The organism is Acinetobacter sp. F-1, assembly GCF_022869025.1.
Lineage (GTDB): Bacteria > Pseudomonadota > Gammaproteobacteria > Pseudomonadales > Moraxellaceae > Acinetobacter > Acinetobacter pseudolwoffii.
The window spans coordinates 364,025-380,964 of the sequence record NZ_JAJKFX010000001.1; the positions used below are offsets into that span (position 1 = coordinate 364,025).

Annotated in this window: 17 protein-coding genes; 6 read left to right on the top strand and 11 right to left on the bottom strand. The window is 42.6% G+C overall.

All coding sequences use genetic code 11. The features are described 5' to 3' along the window. Positions 1-248 precede the first annotated feature (248 nt). Positions 249-1,469 (top strand): outer membrane protein transport protein, encoded by a 1,221-nt coding sequence (locus LOZ91_RS01800; RefSeq protein WP_244782572.1) that lies wholly within the window; start codon positions 249-251, stop codon positions 1,467-1,469. A gap of 66 nt (positions 1,470-1,535) precedes the next feature. Here LOZ91_RS01800 and thrH read toward each other — a convergent pair whose 3' ends face one another. Further along, the gene (gene thrH / locus LOZ91_RS01805; protein ID WP_244782573.1) at positions 1,536-2,153 is read right to left on the bottom strand and encodes a bifunctional phosphoserine phosphatase/homoserine phosphotransferase ThrH; all 618 of its coding nucleotides are present in this window, start codon (positions 2,151-2,153) and stop codon (positions 1,536-1,538) included. Positions 2,154-2,357: 204 nt separating this feature from the next. Between thrH and LOZ91_RS01810 the strand changes: the two genes are divergently transcribed. Both LOZ91_RS01810 and LOZ91_RS01815 read left to right on the top strand, forming a co-directional pair. Continuing rightward, the gene (locus tag LOZ91_RS01810; protein WP_100328857.1) at positions 2,358-3,092 is read left to right on the top strand and encodes a phosphoadenylyl-sulfate reductase; all 735 of its coding nucleotides are present in this window, start codon (positions 2,358-2,360) and stop codon (positions 3,090-3,092) included. Between the two features lie 172 nt (positions 3,093-3,264). Then, positions 3,265-4,647, top strand: coding sequence for a wax ester/triacylglycerol synthase family O-acyltransferase (locus LOZ91_RS01815; protein WP_005096186.1), 1,383 nt, complete (start codon positions 3,265-3,267; stop codon positions 4,645-4,647). Between the two features lie 207 nt (positions 4,648-4,854). Here LOZ91_RS01815 and LOZ91_RS01820 read toward each other — a convergent pair whose 3' ends face one another. The 6 genes from LOZ91_RS01820 to LOZ91_RS01845 form a co-directional block, all read right to left on the bottom strand. Beyond that, complete coding sequence (locus LOZ91_RS01820) at positions 4,855-5,028, bottom strand: PA1571 family protein (protein WP_005096185.1); 174 nt, start codon at positions 5,026-5,028, stop codon at positions 4,855-4,857. A gap of 132 nt (positions 5,029-5,160) precedes the next feature. Next, positions 5,161-6,615, bottom strand: coding sequence for a ribonuclease G (gene rng / locus LOZ91_RS01825; protein ID WP_244782574.1), 1,455 nt, complete (start codon positions 6,613-6,615; stop codon positions 5,161-5,163). A gap of 41 nt (positions 6,616-6,656) precedes the next feature. After that, positions 6,657-7,223, bottom strand: a complete 567-nt coding sequence (locus tag LOZ91_RS01830; RefSeq protein ID WP_244782575.1) for a Maf-like protein — start codon at positions 7,221-7,223, stop codon at positions 6,657-6,659. After that, positions 7,211-7,702, bottom strand: a complete 492-nt coding sequence (gene mreD / locus LOZ91_RS01835; RefSeq protein ID WP_005096176.1) for a rod shape-determining protein MreD — start codon at positions 7,700-7,702, stop codon at positions 7,211-7,213. Before mreD ends, LOZ91_RS01830 begins: the two co-directional genes overlap by 13 nt. Then, entirely contained in the window at positions 7,689-8,546 is an 858-nt protein-coding gene (gene mreC / locus LOZ91_RS01840) for a rod shape-determining protein MreC (protein WP_005096172.1), read from the bottom strand. The genes mreD and mreC overlap by 14 nt, the downstream gene beginning before the upstream one ends. 16 nt (positions 8,547-8,562) lie before the next feature. Further along, complete coding sequence (locus tag LOZ91_RS01845; protein WP_004279360.1) at positions 8,563-9,609, bottom strand: rod shape-determining protein; 1,047 nt, start codon at positions 9,607-9,609, stop codon at positions 8,563-8,565. A 132-nt stretch (positions 9,610-9,741) separates the two neighbouring features. On the opposite strand from LOZ91_RS01845, the gene gatC reads away from it, so the two are divergent. From gatC to gatB, 3 genes are read left to right on the top strand one after another with little or no spacing between them, the layout of a single operon-like run. Further along, positions 9,742-10,056 carry an Asp-tRNA(Asn)/Glu-tRNA(Gln) amidotransferase subunit GatC gene (gene gatC, locus LOZ91_RS01850; protein ID WP_005096170.1) on the top strand — a complete coding sequence of 105 codons (315 nt, stop codon included), beginning with the start codon at positions 9,742-9,744 and terminating at the stop codon, positions 10,054-10,056. 52 nt (positions 10,057-10,108) lie between these two features. Further along, positions 10,109-11,587, top strand: a complete 1,479-nt coding sequence (gatA, locus tag LOZ91_RS01855) for an Asp-tRNA(Asn)/Glu-tRNA(Gln) amidotransferase subunit GatA (RefSeq protein WP_225552943.1) — start codon at positions 10,109-10,111, stop codon at positions 11,585-11,587. After that, complete coding sequence (gene gatB / locus LOZ91_RS01860; RefSeq protein ID WP_180000276.1) at positions 11,587-13,068, top strand: Asp-tRNA(Asn)/Glu-tRNA(Gln) amidotransferase subunit GatB; 1,482 nt, start codon at positions 11,587-11,589, stop codon at positions 13,066-13,068. The genes gatA and gatB overlap by 1 nt, the downstream gene beginning before the upstream one ends. A 48-nt stretch (positions 13,069-13,116) precedes the next feature. Here the strand turns inward: gatB and LOZ91_RS01865 are convergent, their stop codons facing one another. From LOZ91_RS01865 to LOZ91_RS01880, 4 genes are all read right to left on the bottom strand, one after another. Continuing rightward, positions 13,117-13,620, bottom strand: a complete 504-nt coding sequence (locus LOZ91_RS01865) for a hypothetical protein (protein WP_244782576.1) — start codon at positions 13,618-13,620, stop codon at positions 13,117-13,119. Next, on the bottom strand, positions 13,614-14,414 hold the full coding sequence (locus LOZ91_RS01870; RefSeq protein WP_244782577.1) for a hypothetical protein: 801 nt from the start codon (positions 14,412-14,414) through the stop codon (positions 13,614-13,616). Before LOZ91_RS01870 ends, LOZ91_RS01865 begins: the two co-directional genes overlap by 7 nt. A gap of 281 nt (positions 14,415-14,695) precedes the next feature. Further along, positions 14,696-15,184: a hypothetical protein gene (locus tag LOZ91_RS01875; protein WP_005172120.1), complete on the bottom strand. Its 489-nt coding sequence runs from the start codon at positions 15,182-15,184 to the stop codon at positions 14,696-14,698. 464 nt (positions 15,185-15,648) lie between these two features. Then, positions 15,649-16,605 (bottom strand): hypothetical protein, encoded by a 957-nt coding sequence (locus LOZ91_RS01880; protein ID WP_244782578.1) that lies wholly within the window; start codon positions 16,603-16,605, stop codon positions 15,649-15,651. Positions 16,606-16,940 lie beyond the last annotated feature (335 nt).

Genomic DNA, 16,940 nt, shown 5'->3' on the forward strand with positions numbered 1-16,940 from the left:
CATATCATTTGCTTGTTTTACAAGCAATTAATCCTGCTCCAAATATCAATTTTTTAAAATTTATCTTTAAATTTTTATTTTCTTATTTATCATTTAGTTAATATAAAAATATAGTATAAATACTCTAAGCAACCCTTTTATTTAACCGCCTTAGTTCATTTCTTCAACAGAGCTGAGTATTTACTCTTTTTAAAATTATGTTACTTTTCCTGCACATTTTTGTTACAGATGGCATCAGGGAACGTACCATGAAGCTTAATAAAGTTTATTTAGCTATTTTACTTAGCACTTTACCTCTTTCTGCTGTTCAGGCAGCTGGCTTAGACCGTTCTGGTCAATCTATTTCTGCTTTTTTACAGCCGGGTAACTATGCGGAAGCAGGTATTTCTGTTTTAGATCCAGAAGTTCAAGGTAAAGACAATGCCGGCAATAAAGTCAGCGATATGGCTGAAGATTACTACTTCCCTACTGCTGCTATAAAAATTCAGGCAACTGATAAAATATCTCTGGGTTTACTTTATGACCAGCCATTTGGAGCTGACTCTCAATATGCGCCTGAATCTAATGCTTTTGCTACAGTAAATACCAATACTGGTGTATTGGAAGGCACTTCTGTTGAAGTAAAAACCAATAGCATTACAGCACTTATAGGGTATCAGCCAAATGAGAACTGGAATGTTTATGCCGGACCTGTCTATCAAAGCGTAAAGGCGAAAGTCTCCCTACGTGGTACAGCTTATAGAGGCCCGCAAGTTCTTGGCGGTTATGATATTGACCTTAAAGAAAGTGAAGCTTACGGTTGGTTAGCTGGTTTTGCATATTCTATTCCTGAAATTGCCTTAAAAGCTGCTGTGACTTATCGCTCTGAAATTAAACATGAATTAGATACCACAGAAACCTTCGGTTTTGGTACAGATGGGGCTTTATATATTCCTGGATTAACTGGCACATTATTGGGTAAACCAGTAATTCCAACTTACCATAAAGCGGAAATTACTACACCACAATCAGTCAACATTGACTTACAGTCAGGCATTGCAAAAAATACCTTAGCCTTTGCTAATATTCGCTGGGTACATTGGGATCAGTTTGCAGTAAAACCTGCTTATTTATCTCAGCTAACTGGCGCACTCACCGGAAAACAGCAGAATCTTGTCGATTATTCAGATGATCAATGGTCTGCAAATGTGGGTTTAGGTCATAAATTTAACGTTAAATGGTCAGGCTCTGCTGCTGTAGGTTATGACTCTGGTGCAGGAAACCCGGTAACCACCTTGGGTCCAACTGAAGGTTATTGGAGTGTCGGTCTAGGCGGCCAATACAGTCCTGCAGAAAACTATTTTATCCAGGCTGGGGTTAAATACTTCTGGCTAGGAGATGCACAAGCACAAACAGGTGGTGAAGTAAAAGGTAGCTTTGAAGACAACCATGCAATCGGCTATGGTATGAAAATCGGTTATCGCTTCTAATAAATCGATCTCATAAAGAAAGGGCGCTATAAGCGCCCTTTCTTTTATTCCAATGTACTTAAAAGATTAAGCCGGAATGTCACGCACTGAAGCATTACGAATCGCTTCTTTTAATGCTTCATAGCCACGAATTGGCGGGAATTGCGGAAATTCGGCAATGACATTCTCAGGTGCATCAAACAGGAAACCATGATCTGCTTCACCCAGCATTGTCGTATCGTTATAAGAATCCCCTGCCGCAATCACACGGAAGTTCAAACCATGCAGTGCTTTAACAGCTTGACGTTTCTGATCTGGCTGACGAAGTTTATAGGCTGAGATCATACCTGCTTCATCTGTTTCCAGTTTATGACAGAAAATCGTCGGCCAATCCAGTTGCTTCATGAGTGGATGTGCAAATTCATAGAAAGTATCTGAAAGAATAATCAATTGAAAATGCGTACTCACCCATTTCACAAATTCTTTTGCTCCTGGGAACGGCCCCATTTCTGCAATCACTTCCTGAATATCGTTCAAGCCTAAACCGTGCTGTTTTAAAATATTCAGACGTTGGGTCATCAGTACATCATAGTCAGGAATGTCACGAGTCGTCGCTTCAAGCTCTTTAATACCGGTTTTTTTAGCAAAGTTAATCCAGATTTCTGGAACCAACACACCTTCTAAATCTAGACATACGACTTCCATGAACATTCCCTCTAAGTTGTATTGAAAAAATTTTGCACTATCATAGCTGAAGAAACAGATTTTGCACTGTACTTTTTTAAATCTATTTTTTTCATAAGTATTTATTTTTTAGTGATAAGTCAATTAAATTAATTCCATTAAAATAGATGTTAAATTAATTAATATAGGCCATGTCCTTTCCAAGCCTATATCGCCAGGACTCTCATGACCATCATTCCTACTATTGATCGTATTGATGCGCTTGCATCTGAATATGCAGATAAATCGCCTAATGAAATTTTAGCACTTGCACTGAGCCAGCAGGGTGAAATTGCGATTTCATTTTCTGGGGCCGAAGATGTTGTATTGATTGATATGGCCTCTCATCTGGGTAAACCATTCCGGGTATTCAGTCTGGATACTGGACGTTTACATGCAGAGACCTATCAGTTTATTGAACGGGTACGTAAGCATTACAACATCGAGATTGAAATCTGCTTCCCTGAAACGGATGCAGTACAAAATTTAGTGACCACCAAAGGTTTATTCAGTTTCTTTGAAGATGGCCATCAGGAATGTTGCGGTATACGCAAGGTTCAACCGCTACGTAAAAAACTGGCGACGCTGGATGGCTGGATTACTGGTCAGCGCAAAGACCAAAGTCCGGGTACACGCAATGAAATTCCTGTGGTTCAGGCAGATCCAGGTTTTTCCGGTCCGGGTAAGCAGCTGATCAAATACAATCCTCTGGCCAACTGGTCCAGTGCAGATGTCTGGAGTTATATCCGCATGATGGAAGTGCCTTATAATGCGCTGCATGAAAAAGGTTTTGTTTCAATCGGCTGTGAACCCTGTACCCGCCCTGTGCTGCCGAATCAGCATGAACGTGAAGGCCGCTGGTGGTGGGAAGAAGCCACGCATAAAGAATGTGGTCTGCATGCCGGCAACTTGCAAAAATGATCTAGCATAACCATCGACTCGTCGGTGGTTTTTTCATAAACCAATCATCTACAGAAAAATCAGTACCTTTCCGTGGCAAAATCGCTATACTTTGTAATGTCAATATTAATAATTCTAACAAGGTTGTTCGGATCAGAGCAGCTGAAGAAAGTGCAGTGAGGCAATCTACGCTATGCGTCCATTACATCCAATTGATTTTATTTTCTTAACTTTAGAGAAACGGCAGCAGCCTATGCATGTAGGTGGGCTATTTTTATTCCAAATTCCCGAAAATGCACCAGCTTCCTTTATTCAGGATCTCGTCACTGATATTCAAAACTCCAAATCATCGCCGATTCCACCTTTTAATAATTATTTAAATGGCCTGTTTTGGGATGAAGACCAAGAATTTGATTTAGATCATCATTTTCGTCATATTGCCCTGCCGAAACCGGGTCGTATCCGTGAATTGCTCACTTATATTTCACAAGAACATAGTGCGCTGATTGATCGTGCCAAGCCTTTATGGACCTGTCATATTATTGAAGGAATTGAAGGTAATCGTTTTGCCATGTATTTCAAGATCCATCATGCGATGGTGGACGGAATCGCCGGCATGCGTCTGGTCGAAAAATCGCTGTCGCATGATCCGAATGCCAAAAGTATTGTGCCACCGTGGTGTGTTGAAGGGCCACGCGCCAAACGCCTTAAAGCACCTAAGGTCAATGCTTTTAAAAATGTCCTGCAAACCATTAAAGGCCAACTAGAATGCGCACCACGCGTCGCTTATGAGCTGTCTCAGACCGTTATGAAGGATATGGGGCGCAATCCGGATTATGTGTCCAGTTTTCAGGCACCAAGTTGTATTCTGAACCAACGTGTCAGTGCTTCGCGTCGTTTTGCGGCACAATCCTTTGAATTTTCACGTTTACGGCATATTTCTAAAGCATTGGGCGTCACGATTAATGACATGGTACTGGCCATCTGTTCAGGTGCACTACGTGAATATTTACTATCACAAAACGCTTTACCGAAAAAACCATTAATTGCTATGGTTCCGGCCTCGGTTCGAAGTGATGATTCGGATGTTTCCAATCGCATTACCATGATTCTGGCCAATCTGGGCACCCATAAAGAAGATCCTCTGGAACGTCTCAAAATTGTACGTGGCAGTGTACTGAGTGCCAAGGAACGTTTTAAACGCATGAATGCCAATCAGATTTTAAATTATAGTGCCTTTGTCTATGGTGCAGCCGGTCTGAACATTGCATCCGGTTTAATGCCAACGCGCCAGGCATTTAATGTGATTATTTCCAATGTACCCGGCCCTCAGGAACCGCTATATTGGAATGGTGCACGTCTCGAAGCGCTTTATCCAGCCTCAATTGTACTAGATGGGCAGGCTTTGAACATTACCATGACCAGCTATCTGGACAAACTGGAAGTCGGCTTAACCGCATGCCGTAATGCCCTGCCGAAAATGCAGAACCTGCTGACGCATCTTGAAGAAGAAATCCAGCGTTTTGAACGAATTGTAGATGGTGAACCTGTCCCAAAGTTACAGGCGGTGAGCTAGCCGCGGATCAATAAATAGAATATATAAACTGAAAAAAGTGTTGATCATTTTTGCCAGTCCTAGCGCACATAATTAAGGGGCTCATAGAGCCCCTTGGTTTTATTTTTTAACATCGTTTTAAATTTATTTTATATTTTTGGGATGATGCATCCATTTTTGATTGCCTAGAATTTATTTCAATCTGCACAAGATTCTGTATCGGTAGCATTAGCTTTTGATGGTACGACACTGTTGTAATAATTGATGGCAGGCATTACGAATCATGCTGGCGGTAATCTGGACTTCATTACCGCGCTCATCGACGATATATCCTGCATGTACAGTCTTTGGTTCTAATACGTGTTTTAGGCCTTTATTAATTACTGCTTTACTCATATTCATAACACACTCCTTTTGCTAAGCCTGAAACTGGGAGAAACGGCTTTGGCTAATTCATGCATCTAGTATTGTAAATAACAGCACCAATGTAAAATTTCAGATGTAACAAGTGTTTAACGATATTCTGTTACAATTTCAGCTGAGAATGATATCGTATTGCTCTTGCGTATACAGATTTTCTACTTGGAACTTAATCACGCGATTAATGAAATGCTCTAGATCAGCGACTGCTGGGGCCTCTACTGTTAGTAAACGATCAATTACAGCGGGATGCGCGACAACAGTAAAGCCACTCTGCGACTCATAAGCACGTGCATAACGCAGAATTTCTCTGAATATTTCGTAACATACTGACTCGGCTGTTTTGACATAACCACGTCCCTGACAAGTCGGACAGGATTCACAGAGTAAATGTTCCAGTGACTCACGGGTGCGTTTTCGGGTCATTTCCACCAGACCCAGTTCAGATACCTGAGTAATCTTGGTTTTAGCATGGTCACGTTCCAACATGCGCTCAAACTGTTTCATCACTTCTTCACGATGCTGCGCTTCCTGCATATCAATGAAATCAATGATGATAATTCCACCCAGATTACGCAGACGCAACTGACGTGCAATGACCTGAGTCGCTTCCATATTGGTTTTAAAAACAGTGTCTTCCAGTGAGCGACCACCCACATAAGAGCCGGTATTGACGTCAATGGTGGCCATCGCTTCGGTCTGATCAATCATCAGATAACCGCCCGACTTCAACGCAACACGAGTTTGCAGCGCCTTTTGCAGATCTTCTTCAACATTATATAAGTCAAAAATTGGACGCTCGCCCGGGTAGTGCAGTAAGCGGTCTCGCATATTCGGCACGAATTCTTCGACAAACTCTTGCAGCTTGGCATGAATTTCACGTGAATCGACGTAGATTTTTGCAGTTTCTTCATTGGCCAGATCACGAATGATCCGTTGTGGTAAAGGCAATTCTTCAAAAATCAGCGAGGGAACTGCAATAATCTTCTGCTTACGCTGGATATATTCCCAAAGCTTGGCCAGATAAGCCATATCTTGGGCAATGGCTGCTTCTTCAATACCTTCAGCAGCGGTACGTACAATCACTGAGCCTGGCAGCTTATGCTGGGCCTGAATCCGCTCAATAATCGAACGCAAACGATTGCGCTCTTCCTCAGATTCAATTCGCTGTGACACCCCAATATGATTGCCATAAGGCATCAGCACCAGATAACGCGAAGGAATAGACAGATCCGTTGAAAGACGGGCACCTTTGGTACCCAGCATATCTTTCATCACCTGAACCGTGAGGATTTGACCGGGCTGAAGCAGTTCGAAGACATTTGGGGTCGGCTGTTGGCGCGGCCAGACCATATCATTGATATGTAAAAATGCCGTTCTGGACAGGCCAATATCCACAAACGCAGCCTGCATACCCGGCAAAACCCGTACCACTTTGCCTTTATAGACATTACCGACCAAGCCACGCTTGGCTGTACGCTCGACAAACAGTTCATTGACCGTGCCGTTTTCAATCAACGCGACCCGACATTCCATCGGCGTGACGTTAATCAATAACTCGTCAGACATAATTACACTCAAAACATTATAAAAATTCTTTTTATCAGCAGTTAATTTAGTGCCTTAACTGTCTGTAATAACTGTACGGTTTCATAGAGCGGCAAGCCGACCACATTGGAATAGCTGCCTTGTATTTTTGGAATATAACGTGCTGCAATTCCTTGAATCGCATAAGCCCCGGCTTTCCCCAGCGGCTCACCTGTGTCCCAGTAACTTTCCATGTCTGCGGCACTCAGGATTTGAAATTCGACCTGCGTACGTACCACTATACTGTATTTTTCATCTTTTGTACGAACACAGACACCGCTATAGACATCATGCCACCGACCGGAGATTTTTGTCCACATTTCAATGGCATGTTGCTTGGATTCTGGTTTACCCAAAATCTCACTATCGACCCCCAGACTGGTATCCGCAGCAATGATGATTGCATCTGGATAACGCTCGGCCACTGCATCAGCCTTGGCTCGTGCCAGACGTTCAACATAAGCCGCGACGGATTCACCTTCACGCACAGATTCATCGATATCCGGACTGTAGATATCAAAGCTCAGTCCGAGCTGCTGTAATAACTCACAACGCCGAGGTGAGCTGGAAGCGAGAATTATATGCGCCATTTTTTCAACATATAATAGAGGACAGGCCAAACCAGAATACTGGTCAGCATTGGAATCCAGTGCCGGGCAAAAGAAAATTGCACGCCTGCCACAATCTGGGCAAAAAAGATCATCAGCAAATGCGCAACAATTGCCAACCCCGTAATCACCCAGAGATTATTAAAGGTCAGGATACGGCGTTCACGAGTCAGGAATCGGGCTAAAAAGGCAATAATAATAAAGCTGAGGGCATTCAGACCTAAAGGTGCGTCCAGCAGCAAATCAATAAAAATACCGGTACCAAAGGCAAACCAGATCCCACACCAGGTCGGCTGACACAACACCCAGAATAGCATCACCATCAGCATGAACAGCGGACGCCAGCCCGAGAGGGTATAAGAAAGTGGATAGACCATCAAAATCGAAGCCACGATCACCGAAATGACGATGGCAAATAAGGGATCACGATGCTTTCTGGATTTCATCTTAGCGATTGACATGCGGTTGCTCCATCGCCAATGAATCGGAAAATAACACCACCACATGATGACCACCGGCCAGCTGCGCGGCTGGCGTTACATCAATCTGGGCAAATTCACCTGAATTATGTCGTTGTACTTTGGACACCTGCCCCACCAGATAACCTGCCGGAAAATGTTGGCCCAAGCCTGAACTATAGACTTTTTCCCCGACCTTGATATTGGCACTGGTCGGTACATATTCCATTTTCAAACGCCCCAGATCACCCGTCCCCGAGACAATGGCACGCATTCCGGTATGTTCCAGACGCACTGACAATGAATGTTCTTTATCAGACAACAGCATGACCCTGCTACTATGCGGATAGACATTAATAATCTGTCCCATAATCCCCTTGTCATCCAGTACCGTTTGCCCGACTTTCAGCTCGTTATTTGAACCCCGGTTGATCACAATGATATGTCTTAAAGGATCGGCATCGGTGCCAATCACTTCCGCAATTTCAATACGCCCGTCAATGATCAGTGGTGTATCGAGCAGACCGCGCAAACGGGTATTTTCAGCAGAAAGTTCAGAGATTTTTTGTAAGCGAACTTGCGCCTGCAACAACTCAGCCTGCATCGCGGTATTTTCCCGACGCAACTGAACTTCAGACTTGGTTTGTTGATTCAACCACTCTCGCGACAATACCGGATAACTGGCCACAGCATAAATAGGATTATAGGCCGCGTACAGGACATCCCTTGCAGGTTGTACAACATGTGGCATGCGCCAATCAAAGAAAAGCACCACCAAGCATGTTACCAATGCAATGATAAAAGAGCGAAAAGATGGCGGTTGTCGAGAAAACAGATGTGCTTGCACCCGCCGAATCCTTTTCTTAGCCTACGAATAACATGTCATGATTTGGATTGTCGAAAAATTCGAGTACCTTGCCACCACCACGGGTTACACATGAGAGTGGATCTTCTGCCACCACCACCGGCAGGCCGGTTTCTTTAGCCAGCAGCTTGTCCAGATTACGCAGCAATGCACCACCACCGGTTAACACGATACCGCGTTCAGCAATGTCCGAAGAAAGCTCAGGAGGTGTGTGTTCTAGTGCTGATTTCACCGCAGAGACAATGTTTTGCAAAGGATCTGAAATGGCTTGAGTCACTTCGTCTGAGTTAACCACAATCGCACGTGGTACACCTTCTGCAAGATTACGGCCACGAACTTCAATTTCAAGCGGTTTAGCACCTTCATCTGGCAAGGCCATGCCCACTTCTTTTTTGATCACTTCTGCCGTGGTTTCACCGATCACACAGCCATGCGCCTTACGCACATAGTTAATGATCTGCTCATCAAAGACATCACCGCCAATCCGTAAAGAATCTGCATAGACACAACCCTGTAGGGAAATGATCGCAATTTCAGTGGTACCACCACCGACATCGACCACCATTGAACCACAGGCCTGCTCAACTGGCATACCTGCACCAATGGCCGCTGCCATCGGTTCTTCGATTAAACGGACATCACGTGCACCAGCATTAAATACCGCTTCACGAATAGCACGACGTTCAACCAGCGTCGATTTACATGGTACGCACACCACCACACGCGGTGCCGGAGTAAACAGACGGTTTTCATGTACTTTGCGAATGAACTGATTCAGCATGGTTTCAGTGACTTCAAAATCCGCAATCACCCCATCTTTCATGGGGCGGATTGCTGAGATATTGGCTGGGGTACGACCTAGCATTTGTTTCGCTTCAAGACCTACAGCGGCAACAATTTTATGTGAACCACTATGACGGATGGCTACAACCGTGGGTTCATTTAATATAATGCCTCGTCCTGGCGCATAAATAAGTGTATTTGCAGTACCTAAATCAATGGCAAGATCTGGCGAAAACAAGCCTATTAGTCGTTTTAGAATCACGGGGACGTTCTCAATTAAACTTTATATGGACGCAAGGTGGCAACTTTAACTAAATGTGATGATTTGGACAAGTCAATCGCTTATCATAACGCATGATAATTTGAATTTTTTTAATACTGATTAGGTAATATTATGTCTACATCGGATGCACAGCATTCTGCAGATTTAAGTGCAGAAACAGTTTCAGCCATTGCCCACCTTGCAAGGTTATCTCTCAATGATACGCAATCTGCTGAATATGCTCAAAGTTTAAATAAGATTTTAGGCATGATGGACACATTGAAAGGCATCAATACCGACGGAATTGAACCGCTGAAGAGCCCTTTCGACCATCCTCAGCCACTACGTGAAGATGTGGTCTCAGAAAGCAATCATCGCGAGCAATACCAAGCAGTTGCACCTGCTGTTCAGGATGGTTTATACCTCGTACCGCGCGTGATTGAGTAATTACTACCCAGTTCATTCTTTTTATTAAATTAAACGTAAAGAATTATTTCTCATGACAGATTTACATCGCTTATCCATTCGTGAACTCAGTGAAGGTCTGGCAAATGCCCAGTTTTCATCTCGCGAATTGACTGAACATTACTTAAAGCGCATTACAAAAATTGATGCTCAAGTAAAATCATATGTAACCGTTACGCCTGAATTGGCATTGGCAGAAGCTGATGCGGCTGACACACTGCGTAAGGCAGGTGGTGCAAATGTGTTAACAGGCGTACCAATCGCGCATAAAGACATTTTCTGTACTCAAGGCATCAAGACCACTGCCGGTTCTAAAATACTGGACAATTTTATCTCTCCTTATGACGCCACCGTTGTTGCGAAAGGCAAAGCTTCGGGCCTGGTGACTTTGGGTAAATTGAACATGGACGAATTCGCCATGGGTTCGACCTCTGAAAACTCATATTACGGCGCAACGGCTAACCCTTGGAATTTAAACCATGTTCCTGGCGGTTCTTCAGGTGGTTCAGCAGCAGCTGTTGCAGCGGATCTGGCACCCTTCGCTACCGGTACTGACACCGGTGGCTCTATTCGTCAACCTGCGTCATTCTGTGGCCTGACTGGACTTAAACCGACCTATGGCCGTGTGTCGCGCTTCGGTATGATTGCCTATGCATCATCCCTCGACCAAGGCGGCCCGATGGCACGCTCAGCAGAAGACTGTGCCTACCTGATGAACGTGATGGCCGGTCATGATGCCAAAGATTCAACGTCAATGAATCAAGTGGTTGATAACTATGTGGCGAACCTGAATGATACATCCGTCAAAGGTTTACGCATTGGTATTCCAAAACAGTACTTTAATGTTTCCGGCCTAGCTGAAGATGTTAAAGCACGTGTCGAAGAATCATTGAAAAAGTTAGAAGACATGGGCGCTACGCTGGTTGAGATCGACCTCAACATGACCGAAAGCTACGTTCCGACCTACTACCTGATCGCACCTGCTGAAGCATCTTCTAACTTACAACGCTTTGACGGTGTGCGTTATGGCTACCGCTGTGAAAATCCAGTGGACTTGATGGACTTGTACAAACGTTCACGTTCAGAAGGTTTTGGTGCGGAAGTGCAACGTCGTATCCTGATTGGCACATATGCGTTATCCGCGGGTTACTACGATGCATATTATGTGAAAGCACAAAAAGTACGTCGCCTGATCCAGCAAGATTTCCTTAAAGCCTTTGAATCTGTCGATGTGATTGCTGCGCCATCTGCGCCAACGACTGCCTATAAAATTGGTGCGGATTTGACTCCGGTTGAAATGTACCTGGGCGATATTTATACACTTGCAGTGAACCTGGCAGGTCTTCCTGCGATTAACGCGCCTGTTGGTTTTGACCAGAACAACTTGCCAGTTGGCTTACAGTTGATTGGGAATTACTGGTCAGAATCGCAATTGTTGTCTGTGGTGCATCAGTACCAGCAAGCAACTGATTGGCATACACAACGCGCGGCAATTGCTGAGGAGAATGCATAATGGCTCAAGCTCAAAAATCGGCTAAACCAAAATCTAACCTGATTGAGGGTTGGGAAGTCGTTATTGGTATCGAGATTCACACCCAGCTTGCCACCAATACCAAAATTTTCTCGGGTTCATCGACTGTATTCGGTAATGATCCAAACACCCAAGCCAGCCTTGTAGATTTGGCCATGCCGGGCGTATTGCCGGTATTGAATAAAGAAGTGGTGGATCTTGCGATTCGCTTTGGTTTGGGTATCGATGCCTATATTGATCAGGCTTCTGTATTTGCACGTAAAAACTATTTCTACCCGGATTCGCCAAAAGGCTACCAGATTAGCCAGATGGACAATCCGATTGTGGGCTTGGGTCATATCGACATCCAGCTTGAAGATGGCACGGTTAAACGGATTGGCGTAACCCGTGCGCACCTTGAGGAAGATGCAGGTAAATCGATTCATGACCAGTTCGAAGGTATGTCAGGCATTGACTTGAACCGTGCCGGTACGCCGCTGCTTGAAATTGTTTCTGAACCAGATATGCGTTCGGTTGAAGAAGCGGTTGCTTATATTAAAGCGATTCATACGCTGGTGCGCTGGTTAGGCATTTCTGACGGCAACATGGCAGAAGGTTCGTTCCGTTGTGACTGTAACGTGTCTTTACGTCGTCCGGGTCAACCCTTCGGTACGCGTTGCGAATTGAAAAACCTGAACTCATTCCGTTTTATTGAACAAGCGATCAATGTTGAAATTGAACGTCAAATGGAAATTCTGGAATGGGACGGCACCATTGATCAGGAAACGCGTTTATTCGATCCTGTGAAGATGGAAACGCGTTCAATGCGTTCAAAAGAAGAAGCCAACGATTACCGTTACTTCCCTGACCCTGACTTGTTGCCTGTGGTGATTGCGGATGAACAAATCGAAGCAATCAAAGCCACCATGCCTGAGCTGCCTGCGGCACGTCGTGCGCGTTTTGTGGCGGACTTTGGCGTGACTGAGTACGATGCTCACGTTCTAACGCTTACTCGTGAAATGTCAGAGTTTTATGAAGAAGTCGTGAAAGCTGCTGGCGGCGCTGCACAAGGTAAGATTGCTGCAAACTGGGTGATGGGCGAATTCTCAGGGGCGCTCAACAAAGCAGGCCTAGATCTTCAAGATTCTCCTGTTTCTGCGGAAAAACTTGGCGGCATGATCGCACGTATTGTCGATAACACCATTAGCGGTAAGATCGCGAAACAAGTGTTCGGCTTTATGTGGGATGAAGGCAAAACTGCGGACGAAATTATTGCTGAGAAAGGCTTGAAACAGGAAACTGATACAGGCGCGATTGAAGCAATCATTAAAGAAGTGCTTGCTGCCAACGAGAAGATGGTTGAAGAGTATAAATCTGGTAAAGAGAAAGCTTTCAACGGTCTAGTTGGTCAAGTGATGAAAGCGTCTAAGGGTAAAGCCAACCCTGCTCAAGTGAATGAGTTGATGAAGAAATTGATTGGTTAAGCTAATCAGTTTTGAAAAAGAAAACCCGCTTTAGAGCGGGTTTTTATTTTAAGTTAAAGATGGAATTAATTCTTCATTGCCATCAGTAAATCCATCTAAACCTGTAAAGTCATAATTTGAATCATTCTCTAATATTTTTTCTATTACTATTTTATGATCTCTCTTTGCTTTCGCTCTATCATAACACTGTGAATTTTGGTTAGCTTTACTAGTTAAATTTTTCAATTGTTGAAAACTAAAATTTTCCAAGTAAGGGCGTATTAGTTTATCAAATCTATAATTGGCTGAATCAAATGATCCTGAAAAACAATATCCATCAATACAATAATCATAGAACTTATCCTTACAGCGATACTCCTCAGCTTCACTTTCAATAATTTCAAAGTTCGATAATGAATAATTACTTTTGTTTTTAATTAAAAAATCAATGTAATCAACAATACGTTTAAATTTAATTAATTGAAACTGGCTGTCGCTACTTTCAATAATTTTGGATATAGTTTGAACAGAATTTTCACTAAAATATTCAAAGCACCATCTATTTTTCAGCAAAAAAATGAGCAGTGATTTTTTAAATTGTCATCTAATTTAATATCAGAAATATAATCTTTCTCTTGAATTAAAAATTCAATAAAAATTTGTTTTTTCTTACTAATTATAATATTCAGAATATCTAGATTAATTTCTGTATTAAGTAGTGTTTCTGGGTTATCTATCCTGAAAATAAACTTCCATAATGTTTTTAAAAATTTGAGTAATACAGCATTGGGCATTTTTGAAAGAAACTTGTGTGAAAAATAGCGATCTCTTTCTTCATAATCCACTAGCGTATCTTTAATATTATTTAAATCTTTTAATATAACTTCAATAATTTTAGATGAAAATAAAGCTTCTTTAGTTAATACACTTTCTAAGGCATTCCTTATTAAACTGTAAACAGTCTCTTTTGTTGGAGAATGCAACAAATCGGTGGAAGTAATAACTGGATGTGCTGAGACATGTCTCATTTTTTGTAAGTGTTCTAAATTAGCAACTTCGAACGTCTCAAAAAACTTTATTTCTTTATGAAATTTATCAACTATCTCTGACTCCCATTTAGATGATTTAGAATCTTTTTGTTGTTCTAATCGAATATAATCAAGTATCTGAAGTGCTTTAGGATCATTATAAATACTATCTAATTCATTAAGCTTATGCACAAGATCAGTTACTACCACCGACCATAACATCACTGTTGCAGAACGATAGTTACCCATTGCATAAGAGGAATATACTTCCTTAAACAATTCTTTCGTATACGGATTTTTAATATTTTCAATTGAATCATCTATTGAGAAATAACCCATTTTCATCCTCCTAATTTACGATTTAATCTAGCACAAACAACTACATATTCAATTAAATGACCATTAAAAAAGTATCCTCTATCCCCAAACTCGAAGACTTAGGACGTATTCAACTCTCAAAGTCTTTCTTTATGCGTGATTTATAGAATCCCTCTAAATCTCCCTTTAAAAAAGGGAGACTTTGTCATGTGATTAATTTGATACACGTGGTTCCCTCTCCTTTGACAAAGGAGAGGGTTAGGGAGAGGATTTACTAGATCAAAAAGAATCTTACATCCCTCTTACAATCCCAACTTATTCAACAAATCCGGTGTCAAAAAAGTCTGTGCCACACGATTCAAATCGATATAACGCAGCACACCTTTGAGCTGATTATTGATTTCAGGATTCTTTAAAATTTCCTCACCTGTGGTTTTACCCAAAGCCTGAAAACTATCGCCCACAGCCTGTAAACCTTCAGCTTGAATCACCGCCTTGGTCTGTGCTGAACATTGCTCCACTAAAATGCGCTGCAACACCGTCGCCAGATTCTTGTCTAATGCTTCCTTTTGAGTCGCAGTCACATTGCTAAAAGCCTTTAAGTCCGGATGATTGCCCAATGCCACAAATGTCCATTGCAAGACCGTGGTTTTATCAGTGGCTGTAGTGGACTTCATCAAACAGTCACTCAGCTGATCGACCGTTGGGCCCGCCATCGTAACCTGTGCTGCTCCCAATAATGCTGCACCTAGAAAAAATGAACGAATACGAGAAGAACTTTTTAAACCCATCACCACTTCCTTTTAATATGACATCAGCATTTTGGCGCTGAAAATAGTTTCTTTGTATCATGTAAAAAGGAAATATACTGATAGAGCTCTGTAAAACCTGAACTGGATTTAAAATTAATTCAGATGAAAAATTTCATCCCATCATGCTATTCATCAGATGATGATATTGATCGAGTAAACTTAGCGTTATTATTCAAATTAAAACAATAAAAATAATCATGATGACTGCAAACACCTTTAACAGCATCCTTCCTTGGAGACTGGTTGTGTTCTTTAGCTTGACCGTATTGTTATTGATCCATCCTGTTTTTCGAAGATGGATGTTCGAATCGCGCGACTTGCCCAGCAAACGCAGTCGGATCTCATCCTCTATATCCGACCTGATTGAACTGATTTTTTATCCCATCTTCTGGTGAATCAAAATCATCATACGGATTCTGGATTAAATGCGTTTAATGCAGTGCTTATTTGATCTGTCTCAACATATTCTTCGCACCACTATGATTATAGTTGTTAGACAGATTCTGTAGCACACGCTTGGCCTGAGCTTTAGCATTCGGGAAACGGTTGGCATAGGCCGGAATACTATTCAGACAGCGCGCGACCAGCATCCCTGATTCAGTATAAACCCGAGTCCCCTCAGTCCCCTGCAATTTGCCATAATTATAGGCACGCTGGGCATTATTACAGGCATTATTCAGGTTCTTGCCACTATTAATATCACGGCGTGCTGCCACATAGAGCTTCATCTGCTGCTGTTGAGGTGTTTCTACCACTGAAGCTCTCACGGGGACTACCGTCGTCGCGATCTGTTTTTTCTCTAGCTCTTTTCTTTCTAATTCCTTTCTCTCTAATTCTTTCCTTTCCTGCTCTTTACGCGCTGATTCTTTAAGTTCATTCGTGCTCTTCGTTACAGGCGTTTTTATCGATGCAGCGGTCTTTTTCTGGGTAGCGACAGTGTTCTTATTTGCAGCAAGGTAAAAGTTTCTTGCCTCAGTCGCACTCATCAGCTTGGTCAGCAATCGAACACTACGGTTCTGGCTGGTTTTATCGACCTGTCGTTCAGAAACCGGCTCGATCGAGACGATCCAGCTTTCAGCCAGGCCATCCATACGACACTGATAGGCGCCGCTGCCCTGTATCACACCTCGGTTTGTACTCAGGCGTTTACGTTGGGCAAGATCTGCCACGGCATTAAAATTACTTCTATACAATAGGGAAAATTTACCGCCTTGTTCATGACAATATTGCGTCAGGATCGAACGCGGATACATGGCCTGAGTGCTGTTATTTTTCTGTGCTTGCCCCCAAAGATAAATATAATCTTTTGCACTGCCATCACGTTGATTCAAAGCCCGCTTGGCGATTAGCTCTTCCGGACTGGCAAAAGGATGTAAAACCCCTGATTTCAGCCGACTCACGCTATTACATCCCGCCAAGCCTATTGCCCCTATTATTAGAATTATTACGTTTAGCTTCACAGCAAATATCTCAACCCCAAATTCCCGTATAACATAACCTAAATAGCAGCAAACAACAAACACAAGATGTTGATAAGTATCAAATTTAAAAGATAAAAAGGAGGCACATCATTCACAACCCTATACATTATGCCAAGCCTCAGCCTATAAAAATTGAGATAAGCATCCTTCTGGCGCGTAGTTAAAGGATAAATAACAGCGGGATTGAATCAGAAATAAATAGAACACCACATAAAAAGCCGAAGAAAGATAGCAATCTTTCTTCGGCAGCTTAT

Excerpts from the sequence above, each read along its gene's own strand:
- LOZ91_RS01800 (WP_244782572.1), top strand. The coding sequence starts at position 249 with ATGAAGCTTAATAAAGTTTATTTAGCTATTTTACTTAGCACTTTACCT.
- thrH (WP_244782573.1), bottom strand. The coding sequence starts at position 2,153 with ATGGAAGTCGTATGTCTAGATTTAGAAGGTGTGTTGGTTCCAGAAATC.
- LOZ91_RS01810 (WP_100328857.1), top strand. The coding sequence starts at position 2,358 with ATGACCATCATTCCTACTATTGATCGTATTGATGCGCTTGCATCTGAA.
- LOZ91_RS01815 (WP_005096186.1), top strand. The coding sequence starts at position 3,265 with ATGCGTCCATTACATCCAATTGATTTTATTTTCTTAACTTTAGAGAAA.
- LOZ91_RS01820 (WP_005096185.1), bottom strand. The coding sequence starts at position 5,028 with ATGAATATGAGTAAAGCAGTAATTAATAAAGGCCTAAAACACGTATTA.
- rng (WP_244782574.1), bottom strand. The coding sequence starts at position 6,615 with ATGTCTGACGAGTTATTGATTAACGTCACGCCGATGGAATGTCGGGTC.
- LOZ91_RS01830 (WP_244782575.1), bottom strand. The coding sequence starts at position 7,223 with ATGGCGCATATAATTCTCGCTTCCAGCTCACCTCGGCGTTGTGAGTTA.
- mreD (WP_005096176.1), bottom strand. The coding sequence starts at position 7,702 with ATGTCAATCGCTAAGATGAAATCCAGAAAGCATCGTGATCCCTTATTT.
- gatC (WP_005096170.1), top strand. The coding sequence starts at position 9,742 with ATGTCTACATCGGATGCACAGCATTCTGCAGATTTAAGTGCAGAAACA.
- gatA (WP_225552943.1), top strand. The coding sequence starts at position 10,109 with ATGACAGATTTACATCGCTTATCCATTCGTGAACTCAGTGAAGGTCTG.
- gatB (WP_180000276.1), top strand. The coding sequence starts at position 11,587 with ATGGCTCAAGCTCAAAAATCGGCTAAACCAAAATCTAACCTGATTGAG.
- LOZ91_RS01870 (WP_244782577.1), bottom strand. The coding sequence starts at position 14,414 with ATGGGTTATTTCTCAATAGATGATTCAATTGAAAATATTAAAAATCCG.
- LOZ91_RS01875 (WP_005172120.1), bottom strand. The coding sequence starts at position 15,184 with ATGGGTTTAAAAAGTTCTTCTCGTATTCGTTCATTTTTTCTAGGTGCA.